This is a genomic window from Margalitia sp. FSL K6-0131 (assembly GCF_038008735.1).
Lineage (GTDB): Bacteria > Bacillota > Bacilli > Bacillales > Bacillaceae_C > Margalitia > Margalitia shackletonii.
This window is the reverse complement of the sequence record NZ_JBBOZS010000001.1, coordinates 1,533,081-1,550,054: the sequence shown is the minus strand read 5'-3', so window position 1 is coordinate 1,550,054 and position 16,974 is coordinate 1,533,081. Positions and strand designations below refer to the sequence as shown.

The 16,974-nt window shown below is 35.4% G+C and carries 22 protein-coding genes and 1 tRNA gene; 4 read left to right on the top strand and 19 right to left on the bottom strand.

Annotated elements, in window-relative coordinates:
• Positions 1-145: 145 nt before the first annotated feature.
• The 11 genes from NSQ59_RS07335 to NSQ59_RS07285 form a co-directional block, all read right to left on the bottom strand.
• Positions 146-2,524: a phage/plasmid primase, P4 family gene (locus NSQ59_RS07335; RefSeq protein WP_340830454.1), complete on the bottom strand. Its 2,379-nt coding sequence runs from the start codon at positions 2,522-2,524 to the stop codon at positions 146-148.
• Positions 2,525-2,609: 85 nt separating this feature from the next.
• On the bottom strand, positions 2,610-3,086 hold the full coding sequence (locus tag NSQ59_RS07330) for a DUF669 domain-containing protein (protein WP_340830453.1): 477 nt from the start codon (positions 3,084-3,086) through the stop codon (positions 2,610-2,612).
• Between the two features lie 21 nt (positions 3,087-3,107).
• Complete coding sequence (locus NSQ59_RS07325; protein ID WP_340830452.1) at positions 3,108-3,779, bottom strand: AAA family ATPase; 672 nt, start codon at positions 3,777-3,779, stop codon at positions 3,108-3,110.
• On the bottom strand, positions 3,780-4,037 hold the full coding sequence (locus NSQ59_RS07320; protein WP_340830451.1) for a hypothetical protein: 258 nt from the start codon (positions 4,035-4,037) through the stop codon (positions 3,780-3,782).
• A 2-nt stretch (positions 4,038-4,039) separates the two neighbouring features.
• Complete coding sequence (locus tag NSQ59_RS07315; protein WP_340830450.1) at positions 4,040-4,609, bottom strand: host-nuclease inhibitor Gam family protein; 570 nt, start codon at positions 4,607-4,609, stop codon at positions 4,040-4,042.
• A gap of 68 nt (positions 4,610-4,677) precedes the next feature.
• Positions 4,678-4,749 (bottom strand): hypothetical protein, encoded by a 72-nt coding sequence (locus NSQ59_RS07310; protein WP_340833147.1) that lies wholly within the window; start codon positions 4,747-4,749, stop codon positions 4,678-4,680.
• 12 nt (positions 4,750-4,761) lie between these two features.
• A complete protein-coding gene (locus tag NSQ59_RS07305) occupies positions 4,762-4,893 on the bottom strand; it encodes a hypothetical protein (RefSeq protein ID WP_340830448.1) in 132 nt (43 codons plus the stop codon).
• Between the two features lie 14 nt (positions 4,894-4,907).
• Positions 4,908-5,174, bottom strand: a complete 267-nt coding sequence (locus NSQ59_RS07300; RefSeq protein WP_340830446.1) for a hypothetical protein — start codon at positions 5,172-5,174, stop codon at positions 4,908-4,910.
• Between the two features lie 75 nt (positions 5,175-5,249).
• Entirely contained in the window at positions 5,250-5,396 is a 147-nt protein-coding gene (locus NSQ59_RS07295) for a hypothetical protein (protein ID WP_340830444.1), read from the bottom strand.
• Between the two features lie 98 nt (positions 5,397-5,494).
• Positions 5,495-5,815 carry a DUF771 domain-containing protein gene (locus tag NSQ59_RS07290; RefSeq protein ID WP_340830441.1) on the bottom strand — a complete coding sequence of 107 codons (321 nt, stop codon included), beginning with the start codon at positions 5,813-5,815 and terminating at the stop codon, positions 5,495-5,497.
• On the bottom strand, positions 5,791-6,090 hold the full coding sequence (locus tag NSQ59_RS07285; RefSeq protein WP_340830439.1) for a helix-turn-helix domain-containing protein: 300 nt from the start codon (positions 6,088-6,090) through the stop codon (positions 5,791-5,793). The genes NSQ59_RS07290 and NSQ59_RS07285 overlap by 25 nt, the downstream gene beginning before the upstream one ends.
• 173 nt (positions 6,091-6,263) lie before the next feature.
• Between NSQ59_RS07285 and NSQ59_RS07280 the strand changes: the two genes are divergently transcribed.
• From NSQ59_RS07280 to NSQ59_RS07270, 3 genes are read left to right on the top strand one after another with little or no spacing between them, the layout of a single operon-like run.
• Positions 6,264-6,608: a helix-turn-helix domain-containing protein gene (locus NSQ59_RS07280; protein ID WP_340830437.1), complete on the top strand. Its 345-nt coding sequence runs from the start codon at positions 6,264-6,266 to the stop codon at positions 6,606-6,608.
• 5 nt (positions 6,609-6,613) lie between these two features.
• Complete coding sequence (locus NSQ59_RS07275; RefSeq protein WP_340830435.1) at positions 6,614-7,060, top strand: ImmA/IrrE family metallo-endopeptidase; 447 nt, start codon at positions 6,614-6,616, stop codon at positions 7,058-7,060.
• Between the two features lie 29 nt (positions 7,061-7,089).
• A complete protein-coding gene (locus NSQ59_RS07270; protein WP_340830433.1) occupies positions 7,090-8,181 on the top strand; it encodes a tyrosine-type recombinase/integrase in 1,092 nt (363 codons plus the stop codon).
• Between the two features lie 149 nt (positions 8,182-8,330).
• Here the strand turns inward: NSQ59_RS07270 and NSQ59_RS07265 are convergent.
• Positions 8,331-8,402, bottom strand: a tRNA-Arg gene (locus tag NSQ59_RS07265).
• A 245-nt stretch (positions 8,403-8,647) separates the two neighbouring features.
• Between NSQ59_RS07265 and clpP the strand changes: the two genes are divergently transcribed.
• Positions 8,648-9,247, top strand: a complete 600-nt coding sequence (clpP, locus tag NSQ59_RS07260) for an ATP-dependent Clp endopeptidase proteolytic subunit ClpP (RefSeq protein WP_055738813.1) — start codon at positions 8,648-8,650, stop codon at positions 9,245-9,247.
• Positions 9,248-9,577: 330 nt separating this feature from the next.
• Here clpP and NSQ59_RS07255 read toward each other — a convergent pair whose 3' ends face one another.
• The 7 genes from NSQ59_RS07255 to NSQ59_RS07225 all read right to left on the bottom strand — a co-directional run bounded on the left by NSQ59_RS07255 (position 9,578) and on the right by NSQ59_RS07225 (position 16,761).
• Positions 9,578-9,835, bottom strand: coding sequence for an HPr family phosphocarrier protein (locus NSQ59_RS07255; protein ID WP_055738812.1), 258 nt, complete (start codon positions 9,833-9,835; stop codon positions 9,578-9,580).
• Positions 9,836-9,860: 25 nt separating this feature from the next.
• Positions 9,861-10,811, bottom strand: coding sequence for a DNA-binding protein WhiA (gene whiA / locus NSQ59_RS07250; RefSeq protein ID WP_055738811.1), 951 nt, complete (start codon positions 10,809-10,811; stop codon positions 9,861-9,863).
• 46 nt (positions 10,812-10,857) lie between these two features.
• Entirely contained in the window at positions 10,858-11,820 is a 963-nt protein-coding gene (locus tag NSQ59_RS07245) for a gluconeogenesis factor YvcK family protein (RefSeq protein ID WP_055738810.1), read from the bottom strand.
• The gene (rapZ, locus tag NSQ59_RS07240; RefSeq protein ID WP_340830428.1) at positions 11,798-12,709 is read right to left on the bottom strand and encodes an RNase adapter RapZ; all 912 of its coding nucleotides are present in this window, start codon (positions 12,707-12,709) and stop codon (positions 11,798-11,800) included. Before rapZ ends, NSQ59_RS07245 begins: the two co-directional genes overlap by 23 nt.
• Before the next feature lie 259 nt (positions 12,710-12,968).
• Entirely contained in the window at positions 12,969-13,427 is a 459-nt protein-coding gene (locus tag NSQ59_RS07235) for an NUDIX hydrolase (protein ID WP_055738808.1), read from the bottom strand.
• 563 nt (positions 13,428-13,990) lie between these two features.
• The gene (gene trxB / locus NSQ59_RS07230; RefSeq protein ID WP_055738807.1) at positions 13,991-14,935 is read right to left on the bottom strand and encodes a thioredoxin-disulfide reductase; all 945 of its coding nucleotides are present in this window, start codon (positions 14,933-14,935) and stop codon (positions 13,991-13,993) included.
• 308 nt (positions 14,936-15,243) lie between these two features.
• Positions 15,244-16,761, bottom strand: coding sequence for a tetratricopeptide repeat protein (locus NSQ59_RS07225; protein ID WP_340830425.1), 1,518 nt, complete (start codon positions 16,759-16,761; stop codon positions 15,244-15,246).
• Positions 16,762-16,974: the final 213 nt, after the last annotated feature.

Genomic DNA, 16,974 nt, shown 5'->3' with positions numbered 1-16,974 from the left:
TTTATTATTTTTGTTACCTAATTTGGTGTTTAACGCTACTAATATATATTTATATATATTATTTTTTTATTTATATATTTTATTAGTAACAAAAATAACAAAAATAACATTCAAAATAACACAAACCCTTGATACCATTGACTTCTCATGTAAATTTGAACATGTTACTTTTTGAAGAATCGCTTGAATTATGGTCTGATTTCGGTAACTTTTCGTCGATTTCAGTAACATTTGATATCTGAAAAGTAACATTTGCTCTTTCTTTTAAGGTGATTCCATAAATCCAATATTTGTTAGAATTTCCACGTTCACGTTTAAATCCTTTGGTTTCTAACGCTCTATAAAATGCTCTGTTTTTTAATGCGAATTCTCCATTTTTGAAGCACCAATTTGAATAAATTTCATATAACTCTTTTGCTTCGATTTTTTGAGATCCGTTCATAAAACAACATTCGTATAAAAATGGTCCGATGATATCCATTTCTTCTTTATAATCACCAGTTGCTTTCATCACAATTGCCGGATCATTTAATCCCATCTGCTGCCACTTCAAACAACCTTCAATGGCCCAATTCAGAATGCCAGGCATTTCAAGTGATAACTTTTCAGGAAGCTTTTTATCACGCTTTTCTTTTGGCAGCTGAAGGTTGAACGGAATTAAACGGATCCGACGCCATATACCTTCATCCACACCTTTTATTACCGGCTTATGATTGGTTGTAAAAAACACTTTAAACTCCGGCACAAACTCGAAATACTCTTGGCGAAGGAATCGTGCTAAAACCGGTTCACCGCCTGTTATTTGCTTTACAAAAGCTTCTGATAATTGTTCCCCATCTTCACTTTCAATTGCGGAAACAAAACGCGCTCCTACTAATCTAGCAATATCATTATTGGCTCCAGTTTCTTTCTTTTTGATGAAAGTATCTGATTTTGCTTGTTTACCGTATTCACCCATGAGGTCCTTAATCGTATTGATGAAAGTTGATTTTCCATTGGATCCACCACCGATTAGAAAAACCATTATTTGTTCAGTAATTTCTCCAGTGAGAGAATAACCGATTAATCGTTGCATGTATTCGATAAGTTCTTTATCCCCTTGAAATATTTGTTCTAAGAAACTTAACCATTCGGGACATTTTGCCTTTTCATCGAATGTAATGTTTGTGATTTTTGTTATACCTAGTTCACGATCATGCGGCTGCAGCTTACCAGTTTTTAAATCTACGATTCCATTTTCAACATTGAATAAATATTTATGCCGATCAAACTCTTCGCGCTCTCCTGGAACCAATGGCATAAGGTCCTTAATGCTATTCATACGAATATTTCTTCTTTCACACATTCTGGCCCATTTTGTTTCTGCTTCATCTTCGGACTTATAAAGACTACGGAGAACCTTTGCTGTAATTCGTTCGATTTCCTTTTTGGTATCTAATTTCCATCGTTTGCCGTCCCATATTAACCAACCCATATCTGATACATATTTGATTACATGGCCGTATTCATAAGCAATTCGTTCTGCATTACCAAGCTCGGTTAATCGGAATTTCTTTTTAGGCTTTTCCTCAACAACTTCTTCGGCATCCCCAGTATGGAAATCAAAGGAGAATTCTTTAAACTCCTCTTTGTTATCCAAAATCGTTGTAGAGGTTGAAGAAATGGCAGTTGCTATAGTCCGTTCTCCATAAGTTTCATTGGTATCTCTGAAGTGGATAACATCCCATTTATCACGCATAAGACTTGATTCACGAAACATAGAGTCCATTCTAGTTGCAGATTTTCCTGTCCAAAATGCTAGATGGTTACATAGTGCTAAATCACTTGCAGAATGGTCATTATTAATTAGATTTCCGTTGAATAATGAGCGAATTTCATCTCCATTTTTACTACGGAACATTCTTTCCCAAAGAGCATCATTTGAAATTTTAATTTCATCTTTTTCAAACTCAGCAAGATTCACGCGGCCTTGGATATCACTATCATCAAAATATTTTTCAAATACTTCTCCCAGCTCATCTGTGCGATCATAAACATCATTGGAATTTTCACGATTTCCTGTGAAGCTGAAATATCGGCCGTATGAGTAAATTTCTAATCCATGTTTAGTGTTTTTCCTCCCAGTACCTAAAACAGATTGTGGAAGGTTCCCTTTTATGATGATGTGGATACCTTTTCCGGAAGGAGAAAACTCTGTATAGCTGTCTAATGTGTCGATAATTTCAGTTGCAAAGGCATTTGGTCTTCCATCCACAACACACTTATCAATATCAATTCCGATGTAATTATCCTGTCTGCTAAATACGAACCCTATGCCGTCATAATCACCTTCTAAATAGAATTTGACTGCTGTTGCAAATGTCGACCAGGTACGTCTATTATTCGCCTGAGCCATTTCTCCATTTACTTGATATGGCACCTTTGTTGGCTTGTTATTTCGCTTTTCCGATTTCCACAAAATCCATTGAGGAAGGGCTTTTAATTCGGCAGGGATTTCGTTGAAATTGTATGGATTTTCCTTCATTTTGCCCTCCAATAAAGTTGTATTTCGTTAATTTGGGTATAAAAAAGAGAAGCTAGCAAAATACCAACTTCTCTATTTAGTTATCTTAGAACGGAATTTCATCATCACTGATAGTAATGCCGCCTGGCTGCATGATTGGTTTCACATCCGAAACATCATAATATTTTGCTTTTGCAGCAACCCGTTTTTGTTTTTCACCATCAACCACTTTTTCATATTCTTCATGCTTAACTGTGATTTTTAGATTTTTATTGATAAGTTGTTTAGCCATATCTTCAGGTGAGCTGAATGGATGACCATTTGGGAAACCACATGCTTTTAATAATGAGTTGACAATCCTTACTGAAATCTCATGCTCAAATGTAAATGTGTTGTAAAGCACTTTGGCTCCTTGATGATTTTGCGGTACATCACTACGAATCTCGAAGTCTACTGATAATTTAGGTTTACCGGCTTGTGTTTTTCCTGCTTCTGCATTAACAATGACAGCTTCATATTTACCTTCTGCTACTAATTCAAACCCTGCACTTGCGTTTTCTTCATCAAATTTAAAAAATGACATTTTGTATTTCCCCCAGTTTCATTAATTTGTGGATGATACTATTAATTCTTCTTGAACGCAGCCTTTTCGTTGATCTAAATGGTTTTTTGCGAAAATGCTTTGATTTCCTTCAAGGATAAATCCTCTTGTACCGTCAGCTTTTCGGACTAATCGAGCAACGACGTGTACAATGCCCATAACATGATTTACGATTTTGTCCCTAATATCAGGGATGAACTGGTTATACTGCTGCCCATCATCATGGACAATACTGCGTGTAGTTTCCCAGGCAGTATATATGACATTGGCATCTAATCCATTGAATGTTTCAACGACCTTTAAAATGTGATTATCGTACAGAGCATAATCTTTCAGCTCTGGCATTCCACTTTTAGTGTTTTCACCTTTATGCATCAACCACAACTTCTGATAATGTGTAAGGTTGTCCACAAAGATATTGTCATAGTTTGCTATGTTAGCCTTGGCATGGGCATAGAATTTTAGAATACTATCATGTGGATCATTAACATCAATTTTTGCAACATCTACATTTGCATATCCTTCAAGAACTTGGCTTGTACCATCGATATCTAATACCAATGTTTTACCTGGAAGCTTGCCGGCTACAGTTGTTTTTCCATCACCTGGTTTAGAGTAGATGATGATTTTAGCTTTTTTACTTTTGGTAATTTGGGAACCGTTTGTAATTTCCAATTAGTTCACCCCTTTCAACTTCATGCCGTCTCTTAATCCAATTTTGTATGCTTCTTTAATTGCATCAACGACATAACATAAATCCCTTGTAAACGTTCCATCTTCTGGTTCGAAAGCATCAGATAAAATCATCACTGTATTTTCACTATCAGTAATTTTGATATAATTAGCGTACTCTTTACCCCAACCGTTATTGGGTTGGATTTCTTTTTCCTCCTCAGTTAAATCTTCAAAGGAAAGAAGATTTACTTTTAACATTTTTACACCTCCACACTATACGAGATTGATTCTGGTTTAACTGTCACACCAGGAACAATTTGTCCATTCTCATCCACTACAACCTTTTCACCACTGATTTCCACAATTTTTAATGTCTTTTTAAGGTCCACCCATTTCACGCTGCTTTTTACAAATTCATCAAGATTGTTTTCAAAGACATATTGGAGAATATCTTCTTCATTAGCCTTTTCAGGTTGAGCACTTGTTTTTCGAGTTTTTGATTTACCATATGGTGTACTGATTGTTTTAGCTTTTGGATCCACCTCAAGCTGTTTGGAATGATACTCCGTAATTAATTGTTTGAAAAAGTCCAGACTATTTTCGATTGGCTTTAATTCCGATACTGCCCACTGATCAATACGTTGTTTTTCGGCGGCTGCCAATGTTTCAATTTCCTTTGCCTTGGATTGTAAAGCAGAAACTTTTCTGAATGCCCAGTTAAGACTTTCAATATTGGTAATTTGGAATCGTTGTTTTAATTCCTCTTGTTCCTCAACTGTGGTTACCTCCACACCTAAATCTTCTAATTCAGCTACCTGTAATTGATTCATTTGAATCCTCCTCATAAAATTTATTGATTTTCTAATGTTGAATGTTCTAAGATGTATGTAAGTATGTTTTATAAAGCTGTTTTGAAAGAGAGTCCTAACACTTCCGTCAAGAAACGTTCTAGATTCTCTTTCAGAACAATTTCTTCATAAATTTATACAATTTCATCACCGAAAAATATTTCATCTCCGAAATAATCTGATCCCCAATGTTCAGGCTTTGAATTTTGATTTGTTTCTCCTGTTCTATTAATCTTGGTAATGCCAGGATGTTCAATGTCTCTCAAAGTTTCACTCCCTTTCACCATTTGAGTATGAAACAATCACATTCCGATAGCTGTTTATGATCAACTTTATAACCTAAGCATTCAAAATATAAAACCACTTGTGGAATAACTTTATCTTTGATATTCCAAGGTATTTCGTATCTAGCACCAACTGAACAATGACCTTGCTTTGCTGCAGATTGAATTTGTATTTTAGTAAGTCTTATAATCTCGTTAGTACATTCGCCAATTAATTTAGATTCATTGCTTTTAGAAACCATTCTTGCTTCTGCTGCATTCATGTATGTATCACCTCCTTCAAATATTCCAATTACTTCTCATCAAATTTCGCCATGTGGATAAAAAGCAAAGCCTGGTTAGGCTTGTAATTTGTAATTAAAACATTCTGGATTAAAATGATTTTCTTTCATCTGCTGCATTGCTTTTAAAGCATCTTCTTTTGTTTTGTGTTCCTCCGTCCAGAAGATTTTTCCGATACTTTTATCAATAACTACAATTTTCATTCCTCTCCTCCTAAAAATTGATCACAAACCATTATGCCGATTAAAAAAACTGTAGCCGTGAAGAATGCGAATGCGGTAAATGTCATTTTGGTACCACCTCAACTAGAAAATATTTGGTGAAAATGTTTATCTAAAAATGCTGCCATTTTATTAGCCTGAAACACCCAAGTTTGACCTTTAGTTTTCGGATAAAATACAAACCCACCTTGATCTACATCAAGTACCTTTCGGAATCTGCTTGGATAAAGGATGTTTTCTTTAATCCATTCATGCTTTTTACCAGTTCTCTCTTCGAGGTCTTTCATGTTCCAATAGACTCCTGTTAATGATTGACTCTTTAATTCCTCAAGCTCAATTTTAGAGATGACAATTGAATCTTCTGGTACAGGAATATTTATTGTGACTTGAAATTGTTGCACATTCCCATCTCCTCCATTTGATTAATAATCTCGGGTTTCATTTTCGAAACATTAGGATATAAAAAATAGTCATCTGCGCTTATATTAAACTTTTTACAAATAATACGTAGCTCTTTTAATGAAAAATCACCACCCGTTCCATTTAAATTTTGATTTAAAGCTGATTTAGACTTTCCCAGCAAATCAGCCACTTCCTGCTGATTAATGTTGTTTTCTACTAAGAAAGCTTTGAATTTTGAATATGGTGCATGCCTTCTTTCGATTTGTTCTTTCAAAGTTTATCACCTTCTTATTTATTGTTTCTTTTTCGAAACTTAATCTTAGTATATCACCTAAAGTTTCAAAGTCAATAACATTTCCACAAATAAACTAAAAAAATGTTGCATTTTTGAAACTCATAAGTTAAAGTTTAGATATATCTAAATTTAGTTCGGAGGAAACGGTAGCGATGGAATTTGAAATTGGAAGGAAAATTAAAGAACTTAGAATAAATAAGAGCCTTTCACTTGAAGAATTAGCCGAAAACATTAATAAACGTTTCAATACTAACTTAAATAAAGGCATGATTTCAAAATGGGAAAATGGGTTAGGAGATCCAAGACTTGAACATGCAAGGTATCTTGCATTATTCTTCGATGTTTCATTAGATTATTTACTTGGTTTAAAGGAAAAAGAAGATATAACTACTATAGCCGCTCACCATGATGGAGAAGAGTGGACTGATGAAGAATTAGATGAAATAGAAAGATTTAAGGCATTTGTAAAATCAAAAAGAAGCAACAAGGGGATGTAGCGTATATGTATGAGGCTCTTCTTTCAGAATGCAATAACCTAGACATATATGTGCAAGAAGAGTACATAAAGGGGGCCATTAAGGGGTTATATTCTGATAATGTTATTTGGATAAATAAGAAGATAAAAAATACCATTGAAAAAGCTTGTATCCTTGCTGAAGAACTTGGTCATCATTTTACATCTGGTGGAGACATCTTGGACCAGAATACAATCATAAACAGAAAACAGGAATTAAAAGCAAGATCATGGGCTTATGAAAAATTAATTCCTCTAAGAAAAATTGTACAAGCTCAAAAAGATGGGGTCAAAAATAGATTTGAACTTGCAGAGTATTTAGGCGTTACAGAGGATTTTCTTCAACACGCTTTAGATAGATATAAAGAAAAATACGGTATATACACTTTTGTGGATGGAAAAAGATTAGAACTAGATCCTTTGAATGTTTGTTAAAAAACTATTGGAAGGAGGTGAAATTTAAAGTGGCAAGTTTTCAAAAACGCGGCAAGACATGGCAGTATACGATTAGCGCAAAACCGAAGCCAATACGTAAAGGTGGCTTTAAGACAAAAAAAGAAGCGCAAGTTGCAGCAGCAGAAGTTGAAGCCAATTTACAAAAGGGTATTGTACCTCATTTAAAAAAAGAACCTTTTGATGAATATTTCAAAGAATGGATAAAAGTTTACAAAACCAACATAAGTGAAGTTACCTTAAAAAGATACCACGATACACTTCAAACAATTATTACTTATTTTGAAGGTAAACCTATTCAGGAGATTTCCAAACGAGAGTATCAAGCATTTTTAAACGAATACGGGAAAAACCATGCCAAGGAATCAACTCGGAAGTTAAATACACATATAAGAGCTTGTGTTAGAAATGCGATTGAGGAAGGAATTATTAGAATAGATTTTACTCGAGAGGCGGTCTTAACTGGAAGTATCGAGGCAAAACGTCCAGAAGAAAAATATTTAAATTATTTTGAGAGTAAAAGGTTAATGAAAGAATTGTATAATAGGCTAGATCGTTCTATTGGTTATTACTTATTATTACTTGGATTAACATCAGGTATGAGATTTGCCGAGATGGTCGGTCTTACAAGGAATGATTTTGACTTTAATACAAATGAAATTCGGATAAATAAAACTTGGGACTATAAAACAGGTAAAGGATTTGCTAAAACCAAAAACGATCCTTCAAACAGAATAATAAGTATGGATTCTAAAACAATGCAATGCTTTGAAAAATTATTTAAAACATTACCAAACAATATTCATGATCTTGTCTTTTTTAGTCCAAGTAATGAAAATAAAGTAATAACAAATGCATTTGCAAATAAGATTTTACGAAAAACACTTACGGAGCTTAATATCGATCCGATCACTGTTCATGGTTTAAGGCATACTCATGCAAGTGTTTTACTATATAGAAAGATTTCTGTTTACTATGTTTCTGAACGATTGGGTCATTCAGGTATAGATACAACTCAAAAATACTATGCACACATAATTAAGGAGCTTAGAGAAGAAGATACAAAAAATACACTCAAAACTTTTGAACAAATGATTGTGTAAAAAATGTGTAAAAAAATTTCTTTTCCTATCGTTTTCAAACGAATTCTTCGTTTCATTTACTATAAATAAAAAACACTCTTAAACGTTGATATAATCTAGTTTACCAGTGTTTTTCATCTTCATAAATATAACTCACCATTATTTCATAGCGCCCTCGGAGGGAATCGAACCCCCATTTTAAGAACCGGAATCTTACGTGCTATCCGTTGCACCACGAGGGCAAAATTGAACTGTACGGTTTTTAATTATAGTCTAGAAATCGGTTTATTGCAAGCTATTTTATGGTTTAAAATGAATACTTTTTGTTAATGATGAATAAAGAATAAATTTTTGAGAAATATAAGCGAATCGTTTGACCTTTATTGACCATTAGTGTATGATGTTAATTACATAAGGATGAATTTTCCTTAAAAACCATTCGGGTTCTTATAGTCCTGAATTATTAAAAATGTGAGGAGGAGAAAGTATGAACTTAATCCCTACAGTTATTGAACAAACTAATCGCGGTGAACGTGCCTATGATATTTATTCCCGATTGTTAAAAGATCGTATCATCATGCTCGGCAGTGCCATCGATGATCAAGTGGCAAACTCCATCGTTGCCCAATTATTGTTTTTAGATGCCGAGAATCCTGAAAAAGATATATCCCTTTATATCAACAGCCCAGGTGGAAGCATCACAGCAGGTATGGCAATTTATGATACAATGCAATATATTAAGTCAGATGTACAAACAATTTGTATTGGTATGGCTGCATCGATGGGAGCTTTCCTACTTGCTGCTGGTGAAAAAGGAAAAAGGATTGCATTACCGAATAGTGAGGTTATGATTCATCAACCACTTGGCGGTGCCCAAGGTCAAGCAACGGAAATCGAAATTGCTGCGAAACGTATTCTGTTTTTACGTGAAAAACTAAATACAATTCTTTCAGAACGCACTGGTCAGCCGTTAGACGTAATCAGCAGAGATACAGATCGCGATAACTTTATGACTGCTGAAAAGGCTTTGGAATATGGATTAGTGGATAAAATTATTACTCGTAATGAATTAGATTCTAAAAAATAAAAAGCTGAAACGAGTTTGTTTCTTAGTACAAAAACAAATAGCAAAAATAGCCTTTCTATTCGAAAGGCTTTTTTTTATGAATACCTGGGGAACCTGCGTTCCGTTGTTATGAAGGACACTGGGGCTTTACTTCGGGGACTTTTGTTCTTCATTCCCCTTATGAAGGACACTCAGATCCTTTTTCCAGTGGCTTTTGTCCTTCATCCCTTCTATGAAGGAAACTTGGGACTTTGCTTCGGAGAATTTTGTTCTTCATTCCCCTTATGAAGGACACTCAGACCCTTTTTTTTAGTGGCTTTTGTCCTTCATCCCCTTCTTTTAAGGAAACTTTTAATTCTCATCCTCAATAAATTTCTTTAATTCTTCCACCGCTTCTTTTTCATCATGTCCATTGGCACTTAAAGTAACGATGGATCCTGCACCTGCTGCGAGGCTCATTAATCCCATGATACTTTTGGCATTAACTTTTTTTCCATCCTTTTCTAGGAATACCTCGGAAGAAAACCGATTTGCCTCCTGTACGAATAATGCTGCCGGACGTGCTTGCAGTCCTGATTTCCGTTTTACTTCTACTTGTTTCTCTTCCATCACTAACTCCCCTTACTCTCCTTATTTATTTGGAAACAGAAAAATCTCCTGCACGAAGCTTTTCCGCAATTTCATCAATTTTTCTTAGTCGGTGATTAATGCCTGATTTACTAATGGTGCCCCCGGATACCATTTCTCCAAGCTCCTTCAGAGTAACATCCTGATATGCTATGCGAAGCTCAGCGATTTCACGCAATTTTTCTGGTAAAACTTGCAGCCCCACCGTTGATTCGATATACCGAATATTTTCAACTTGTCTCAAAGATGCTCCAATTGTTTTATTTAAATTAGCCGTTTCGCAATTGACTAACCTGTTTACAGAATTGCGCATATCGCGAACAATTCGGACATCCTCGAAACGCAGTAATGCATTATGAGCACCAATGACATTTAAGAATTCCGTAATTTTTTCGGCTTCTTTTAAATACGTTATAAAGCCTTTTTTTCGTTCCAGTGTTTTACTATTTAACCCAAATGAATTCATTAGCTCACAAAGGGATTCATTATGCTCTTTATATTGAGAAAAGATTTCTAAATGATAGGAAGATGTTTCAGGATTATTGACAGACCCTCCTGCAAGAAATGCCCCTCTTAAGTACGAGCGCTTACAGCATTTCTTTTTAATCAAACTTGGAGAAATATGATGATCAAAAGTAAAATTTTCACCTAAAATCTTCAAATCTTCCAGAATATCTTTTGCCCTGCTTTTTAATCGAACAATGTAAACATTATTTTTTTTCAATCGCATTTTTTTCCTTACAAGCAATTCGACTGGGGTATCATATATTTTTTTGATAAGTATATAAATGCGGCGCGCAATTGCTGCATTTTCTGTTTGTACATTAACAACTAATAGTTTATTGGAAAAAGATAATGAACCGTTCATTCTAATAAGTGCTGATAGCTCCGCCTTTGCACAGCAATCCTTCACTTGTAGATTGGTTAATTCCTTTTTCGTTTCCGATGCAAATGACAACCCCAAAACCTCCAATGAAGTGAAAGAAAAAATTCACTTAAAATCACTAACTATTTGGCAGCAGGTTATATAAAATTTTTGCTACTTTATCGGTATCATGACGGATTAATCCGTCTTCATACGTAAGAATCTGATCATAAATAACATCTAAGCCTAAATTAATTAATCTGTCTACATCGTAAACTACAGGCTTTGCTAATTCCTCTTTGTAACGATCTTGGATATTTTGCGGAATTTCTTCATTATTTACTAAGATAGTATCAATAAAATGACATCCCATATGCTGATAAATGGCATCGACATGGTCACTGGCCGTATAATCAAGCGTTTCTCCAGCCTGTGTCATCAAATTGCATATATATACTTTCTTTGCTTTAGCTTTGCAAACTTCCTTACCCAACTGAGGAACAATTAAATTAGGCAATACACTCGTATATAAGCTTCCCGGGCCAATGACGATTAAATCTGCTTGACGAATCTCTCTAATCGTTTCGGAAAGCGGAAAAATGACATCTGGTGTTAAAAACACACGTTTTATTTTCTTTCCGGAAAAAGGAATTTTTGATTCTCCTGAAACAATCGTGCCATCCGTCATTTCAGCATGAAGTACTACACTCTGGTTAGCTGCAGGCAAAACTTTGCCATGAACATTTAGTACCTTGCTCATTTCCTGAACTGCATGAACAAAGTTGCCTGTAATAGATGTTAAAGCCGCAATAATCAAATTACCTAAGGAATGGCCAGACAATTCATTGTCTGTCTTAAAGCGGTGCTGAAACATTTGTTCCACTAATGGCTCTACATCGGATAAAGCAGCCAACACATTTCTTATATCTCCTGGTGACGGCATATCCATTTCTTCTCGAATTCTGCCGGAGCTGCCGCCATCATCTGCTACCGTTACAATGGCAGTAATATCGACTGGATATTTTTTCAACCCTCTTAATAATACGGGTAATCCGGTCCCCCCGCCAAGGATAACGATTTTAGATTTTTTTGCCGTTTTCATGCAGTTGTTTCCCTTCTCTATGCTTTATATCCCTATGGGAAATGCAAGTATGATAGTCTTCTTCAAAATAATGACCTATATATTCTGTTAACGCCACGGAGCGATGCTGACCGCCTGTGCAACCTATCGCGATAACCAATTGACTTTTCCCTTCCCGTTTATAATGTGGAAGCATAAACGAAAGTAAGTCAGTAATTTTTTCAAGAAACTTATGGGTTTCATTCCATTTTAATACATATTCATAAACCTCTTGATCTAAGCCAGTTTTTGGCCGCATATGCTGAACATAATATGGATTTGGGAGGAATCGCACATCAAATACTAAGTCCGCATCAATTGGGATACCATGCTTAAACCCAAATGACATAACATTAACCGTAAAGGTTGCTTGCTTATTAAGGGAGAACTCCGTTAATATTTTTTCCCTTAATTCTCTGGGGGACATTTTTGATGTATTATATAAAATTTGGGCACGTCCCTTTAGTTCCTCCAACAATGTCCTTTCCTGAGCTATACCCTCAAGCGGCAGCCCTGTTGGAGATAAAGGGTGTAGTCGTCTTGTCTCTTTATATCTTCTGACTAAAACAGTGTCATCCGCATCAAGAAATAGAATTTGCGGTGCAACCCAAGAAATTTCAGCTAATTCATCTAACGCTTTGAATAACGAATCAAAAAATTCCCTACCACGAAGATCCATTCCAAGCGCTACTTTATTCATCTTATTATTAGCATCCTTCATGAGCTCCAAAAATTTAGGAAGTAAAGTTGGAGGTAAGTTATCCACACAAAAAAAACCTAAATCTTCAAAGCTTTGAATGGCAACTGTTTTCCCCGCACCAGACATACCTGTTATGATAACTAATTGAACATTATTTGCACCTGTGCTCATGATCATTTCCTCCCATTAATAATGCCCCTACTAAAGAAGTTAAAGACGATAGATCTACTATCAAGACGTTTTCACTCATTGGCATCGTTAATTCAGATTCTGCCTAAAAAGTCTTTATTTCTCAATAATATGGTTAACTTTTTGCGAACGTTCACATAAGTATTCATCCCGAATAAAATTGGTTCTCCTATACCCCTATGGCAATAAAACTAGCTCCGGCACTAAGATTGACTCACCTGCCTGTTTAAAGCATTTTCTATTAACTTGGGTCAATTCGATATGAAATTAATTCAAAGTCAGGTGTATATGTAAATTGTCCGTAAATGATACCTGATCCATGAACAAGATAATCCAGAATATGATAATCGCCCTTTGCCATTGGCAGGTTTTGTATTTCATCAATTGGGTGCCATGCCAAGTTCCCTTCCTCAGATTTCAATAGCTGCACACCATCATAATCTTTCGCCACAAAGGAGAACATCATCCACTCCGAAACGATTTTTTCCTTATCTATAATATCAAAGGTGAAAACACCTTTTAATGACGGTTGCTTAAGGTAGATTCCCGTTTCTTCCCTGTATTCTCGTATAACAGATTCACGTATCGATTCTCCTTGTTCCATTTTCCCGCCGGGTGCCACCCACCAATTACGTCGAGGCTTTTGCAATAGCAAAATTTCATTGTCTTTTACCAAAACACAGTTCGTTACGCGTTGCACAACTCTCACCTCTTTTAGTTAGGCTGTTTTCGCATAAAATGTTGCTTTTCTTGCATTAGGATATTCCTCATATGTTTTGTCGTTATCATTTCTATGACTAGATGAGGAAATATATAATTTTCCTGTAAAAGACAACATGTATAAGAAAAGAGCACTTTTTTTAGGAGTTATAGCCTTTTATATTCTCTTTATTATACTATTTATCTAACTTCCTAACAAACGTAAAACGGAGTGTTTGCACTAAAAAACAAATGTGCAAGCGCCTTGCTCATCGGTGTACGGATTTTTTGGTTTTCGCAGCAAGATTTATGAAACACGGCGAGGTCGTTCAGAAACTGTTGTATGACCCTCAAGAAGGAGACGGAGAGCTGAAAGGTGCTTGAAGCTAGACGATAAAAAAAAGCACCAGGCAATGCCCGGGCTCGAAAGTTTCTTATTAAAAAGGGGGTCAATTTCATTTGTCTTTATCATACATGATTAATGTTTCACAATGATTACAGGAAAATTAAAACAAAATTACTTTTATCAAATATCCCTTTAAAATGCTAAAGGATAGCTGAAAATCATTTAATATTCAGCTTTTCTTTTAATTCCTCAATATAGTGTTGAGCACTTTGTGCCGCTATACTTCCGTCGCCTGTCGCAGTTACAATTTGACGAAGAGTCTTTTCACGAACATCTCCGGCTGCAAATATACCAGGAATTTTCGTTTCCATATCATCATTTGTTTCGATATAGCCTGTTTCATTTACAATACCAAGACTTTGGAAAGGTTTTGTTAAAGGCACTAGTCCAATGTAAATAAAAACACCATCCGCTTTATATTCCATTTCACTATCATCCACAGTTGAAACAAGAGTAACAGAGCCCACTTTTCCATCTTTTTCGTTAATTTCTTTCACGGTATGATTCCAAATAAAATCAACTTTTTCGTTTGCAAATGCCCGATCCTGCAAGATTTTTTGTGCTCTTAATTGATCGCGGCGATGCACAATCGTTACCTTACTAGCAAATCTTGTAAGATATACGCCCTCTTCTACTGCAGAATCTCCTCCACCAACAACCACTAATTCCTTGTTTTTGAAGAAAGCTCCATCACAAACGGCACAGTAAGAAACACCGCGTCCGCCTAATTCTTTTTCGCCAGGAACTCCAATCTTTTTATACTCAGCTCCTGTTGCTATAATGATGGCTCTAGTTTTGTATTCCTTAGAACCCGCTTTAAGCGTTTTATATTCTTCCCCATCGACAATTTCCTTAATATCTCCATATGCATATTCAGCACCAAATTTCTTTGCATGCTCAAACATTTTATTGGAAAGTTCAGGTCCTAGAATACTTTCATATCCAGGGTAATTTTCTACATCCTCCGTATTGGCCATTTGTCCACCAGGTACACCGCGCTCAATCATTAAAGTCGATAAATTGGCACGCGAAGCATACACGGCAGCTGTCATACCAGCAGGGCCGGCACCAATAATTATAAGATCATATATTTTTTCTTCCATATCTCAACACTCCTTACAGGTGAAATTCACTGCAAATTTCACTCACACCCATTTTTCTTTATCTATTTTTAATCTTTATTTCCTTATCTTATCATTCCCGATTTTGCTTTTGATTAAGGCTCTTTTCTTAAACTTTGTTGTTTTTAAGAAAAGATTCCCCGAAACAATACTGCCTTAGTCTTTTTGTACAAAGAGTGAAAAGTAACAATTTGTATAAAAACAGTCTTGTTAAGTTCTCAAAAAACAATTTTACCGAGAATCATTACCCTTATCTTAAAAGAATGTTCTTCCAGAGTCCATATATATGCTTACTGAGAATATTGCTGTATCATTTTAATGTATTTCTGGAGTGTCGAAGGTGAAATATGATACTGTTTGGCAATCTCTGATTGGCTAATCTTCTCATGATGGATCTTATTCCATACATAATCAACTGCCGCTGCATATGCAGGTTGGTTAGCAAATGATATCCCCTCTTTTAATCCATTGATAAAAATGGAGAACCACATATGAAATAATCCGGTCGTTTGCGGATATACCGGGTGGTGATGTTCATACAATAATGTGGCAACACCATGCCCTTTTCCAATGATTCCATCTGGGTCAAATTGCTCTTTCATTCCTGCATCCAATACGTTCGCCAAGTAAATTTTCTCCGTAATCGTAAATTCATCCAGGCTTTTAAAATCGGGATGGGAGATAATTTCCTGTCTGCGATTGGAAACCGATATTAGAAAAATGCCAAATAACCTTTCTTCTAAATAATCGCTTTTTAATTTGTTTAGAATGGATGTAACATGGTTTTCGAAGCCTTCATCACCCTGTTGATTTTTGTTCCAAGGCTCTGTCCCCTCTTTTTCCGGACTTAATTCTAATAATTGCTTCCAAGCAGATTTGGACGTCTGTTCATGTCCAGTAGAATAGGCAACATGTGAAAGCCAATAGTAAAAGCTTGCATCTCCCTCAAAGCCATGTTTTTTTAGTTTATTTAACCAATAAAAAGCCTTTTGATGATTTCCCAACAAGGCAAATGTGGCGCCTAGTTTATATTGATGTTCAATCAAGAGCGGCTGGATTTTTTCAAGACCATTTATTAATTCTTGAAGTTCCTCATCACGATGTTGATGATACAAAAATACTGCTAAATTACAAAGAGCGTGTAAGTTTCCGGGATTCTTATCCAAAAGCTCTTTTAACACATTTGCCGCTTTTTCCATTTCTCCTAAATAAAAATAACCGAGAGCCAAGTTATTGTAGGCTGACCAAAAATCCGGATATTTTTCAATCAATTCTTGTAAATTTTTAATGGCCATTTGAAAATTCCCAGATTCGAGAAGCTGTCTTGCCTTCTCTTGTTTCATGATTAACTCGTCTTGCATATATAAGGAATCTTCCAGGTCTGTTTCTTCCGTATTAATAACGTATATTAAATCTTCAGCTTCCTCTGCAAATTCACCATAAGGATCCAATTCCAAATATTTATTGGCATGTTTATATGCTTCATGAAAAAGACCAAGCTCGGCATAATTATTTGCCAAAAAATAATGACATTCTGTCATACTTGGGTCTAATTCGTCCAAAATTTGGGTGAAAAGTTCATTAGATTGCTGAAATTCATCCAGCTGCATACAAACAAGGCCAAGCTGACAGGCAATCATCGGTTCATATGGTTCTAACTGCATTGCACGCTGCAAATATTTTTTCGCTTTCTTTAAATCATGTCTATGATAAGCATTTATTCCTTTATTAAAATAGTATTCTCCTGTCGGTATAAAGGACAGGACGACACCTTGCTGCTCCTGCCTTACTTTTGAGTCTTTTGCCATGAAGGTCCCTCACAATAATCTTGTTTCTTCTATATTAAAATGATCTGTATTTACATTTCATAAAAATATTTTTAATCTATTACAAAAAGATGCCAAGACATTTTATCTGATATGGAGTAATCATTCATTCGAAAACAACCATAACTACTGTAGTATATCATATATAGTTATAATGATTAACAAGCAAATTGAAAAGTAGAAACACTTTCTACA

Excerpts from the sequence above, each read along its gene's own strand:
- NSQ59_RS07335 (WP_340830454.1), bottom strand. The coding sequence starts at position 2,524 with ATGAAGGAAAATCCATACAATTTCAACGAAATCCCTGCCGAATTAAAA.
- NSQ59_RS07330 (WP_340830453.1), bottom strand. The coding sequence starts at position 3,086 with ATGTCATTTTTTAAATTTGATGAAGAAAACGCAAGTGCAGGGTTTGAA.
- NSQ59_RS07320 (WP_340830451.1), bottom strand. The coding sequence starts at position 4,037 with ATGTTAAAAGTAAATCTTCTTTCCTTTGAAGATTTAACTGAGGAGGAA.
- NSQ59_RS07315 (WP_340830450.1), bottom strand. The coding sequence starts at position 4,609 with ATGAATCAATTACAGGTAGCTGAATTAGAAGATTTAGGTGTGGAGGTA.
- NSQ59_RS07300 (WP_340830446.1), bottom strand. The coding sequence starts at position 5,174 with ATGAATGCAGCAGAAGCAAGAATGGTTTCTAAAAGCAATGAATCTAAA.
- NSQ59_RS07295 (WP_340830444.1), bottom strand. The coding sequence starts at position 5,396 with ATGAAAATTGTAGTTATTGATAAAAGTATCGGAAAAATCTTCTGGACG.
- NSQ59_RS07280 (WP_340830437.1), top strand. The coding sequence starts at position 6,264 with ATGGAATTTGAAATTGGAAGGAAAATTAAAGAACTTAGAATAAATAAG.
- NSQ59_RS07275 (WP_340830435.1), top strand. The coding sequence starts at position 6,614 with ATGTATGAGGCTCTTCTTTCAGAATGCAATAACCTAGACATATATGTG.
- clpP (WP_055738813.1), top strand. The coding sequence starts at position 8,648 with ATGAACTTAATCCCTACAGTTATTGAACAAACTAATCGCGGTGAACGT.
- NSQ59_RS07255 (WP_055738812.1), bottom strand. The coding sequence starts at position 9,835 with ATGGAAGAGAAACAAGTAGAAGTAAAACGGAAATCAGGACTGCAAGCA.
- NSQ59_RS07245 (WP_055738810.1), bottom strand. The coding sequence starts at position 11,820 with ATGAAAACGGCAAAAAAATCTAAAATCGTTATCCTTGGCGGGGGGACC.
- rapZ (WP_340830428.1), bottom strand. The coding sequence starts at position 12,709 with ATGAGCACAGGTGCAAATAATGTTCAATTAGTTATCATAACAGGTATG.
- trxB (WP_055738807.1), bottom strand. The coding sequence starts at position 14,935 with ATGGAAGAAAAAATATATGATCTTATAATTATTGGTGCCGGCCCTGCT.
- NSQ59_RS07225 (WP_340830425.1), bottom strand. The coding sequence starts at position 16,761 with ATGGCAAAAGACTCAAAAGTAAGGCAGGAGCAGCAAGGTGTCGTCCTG.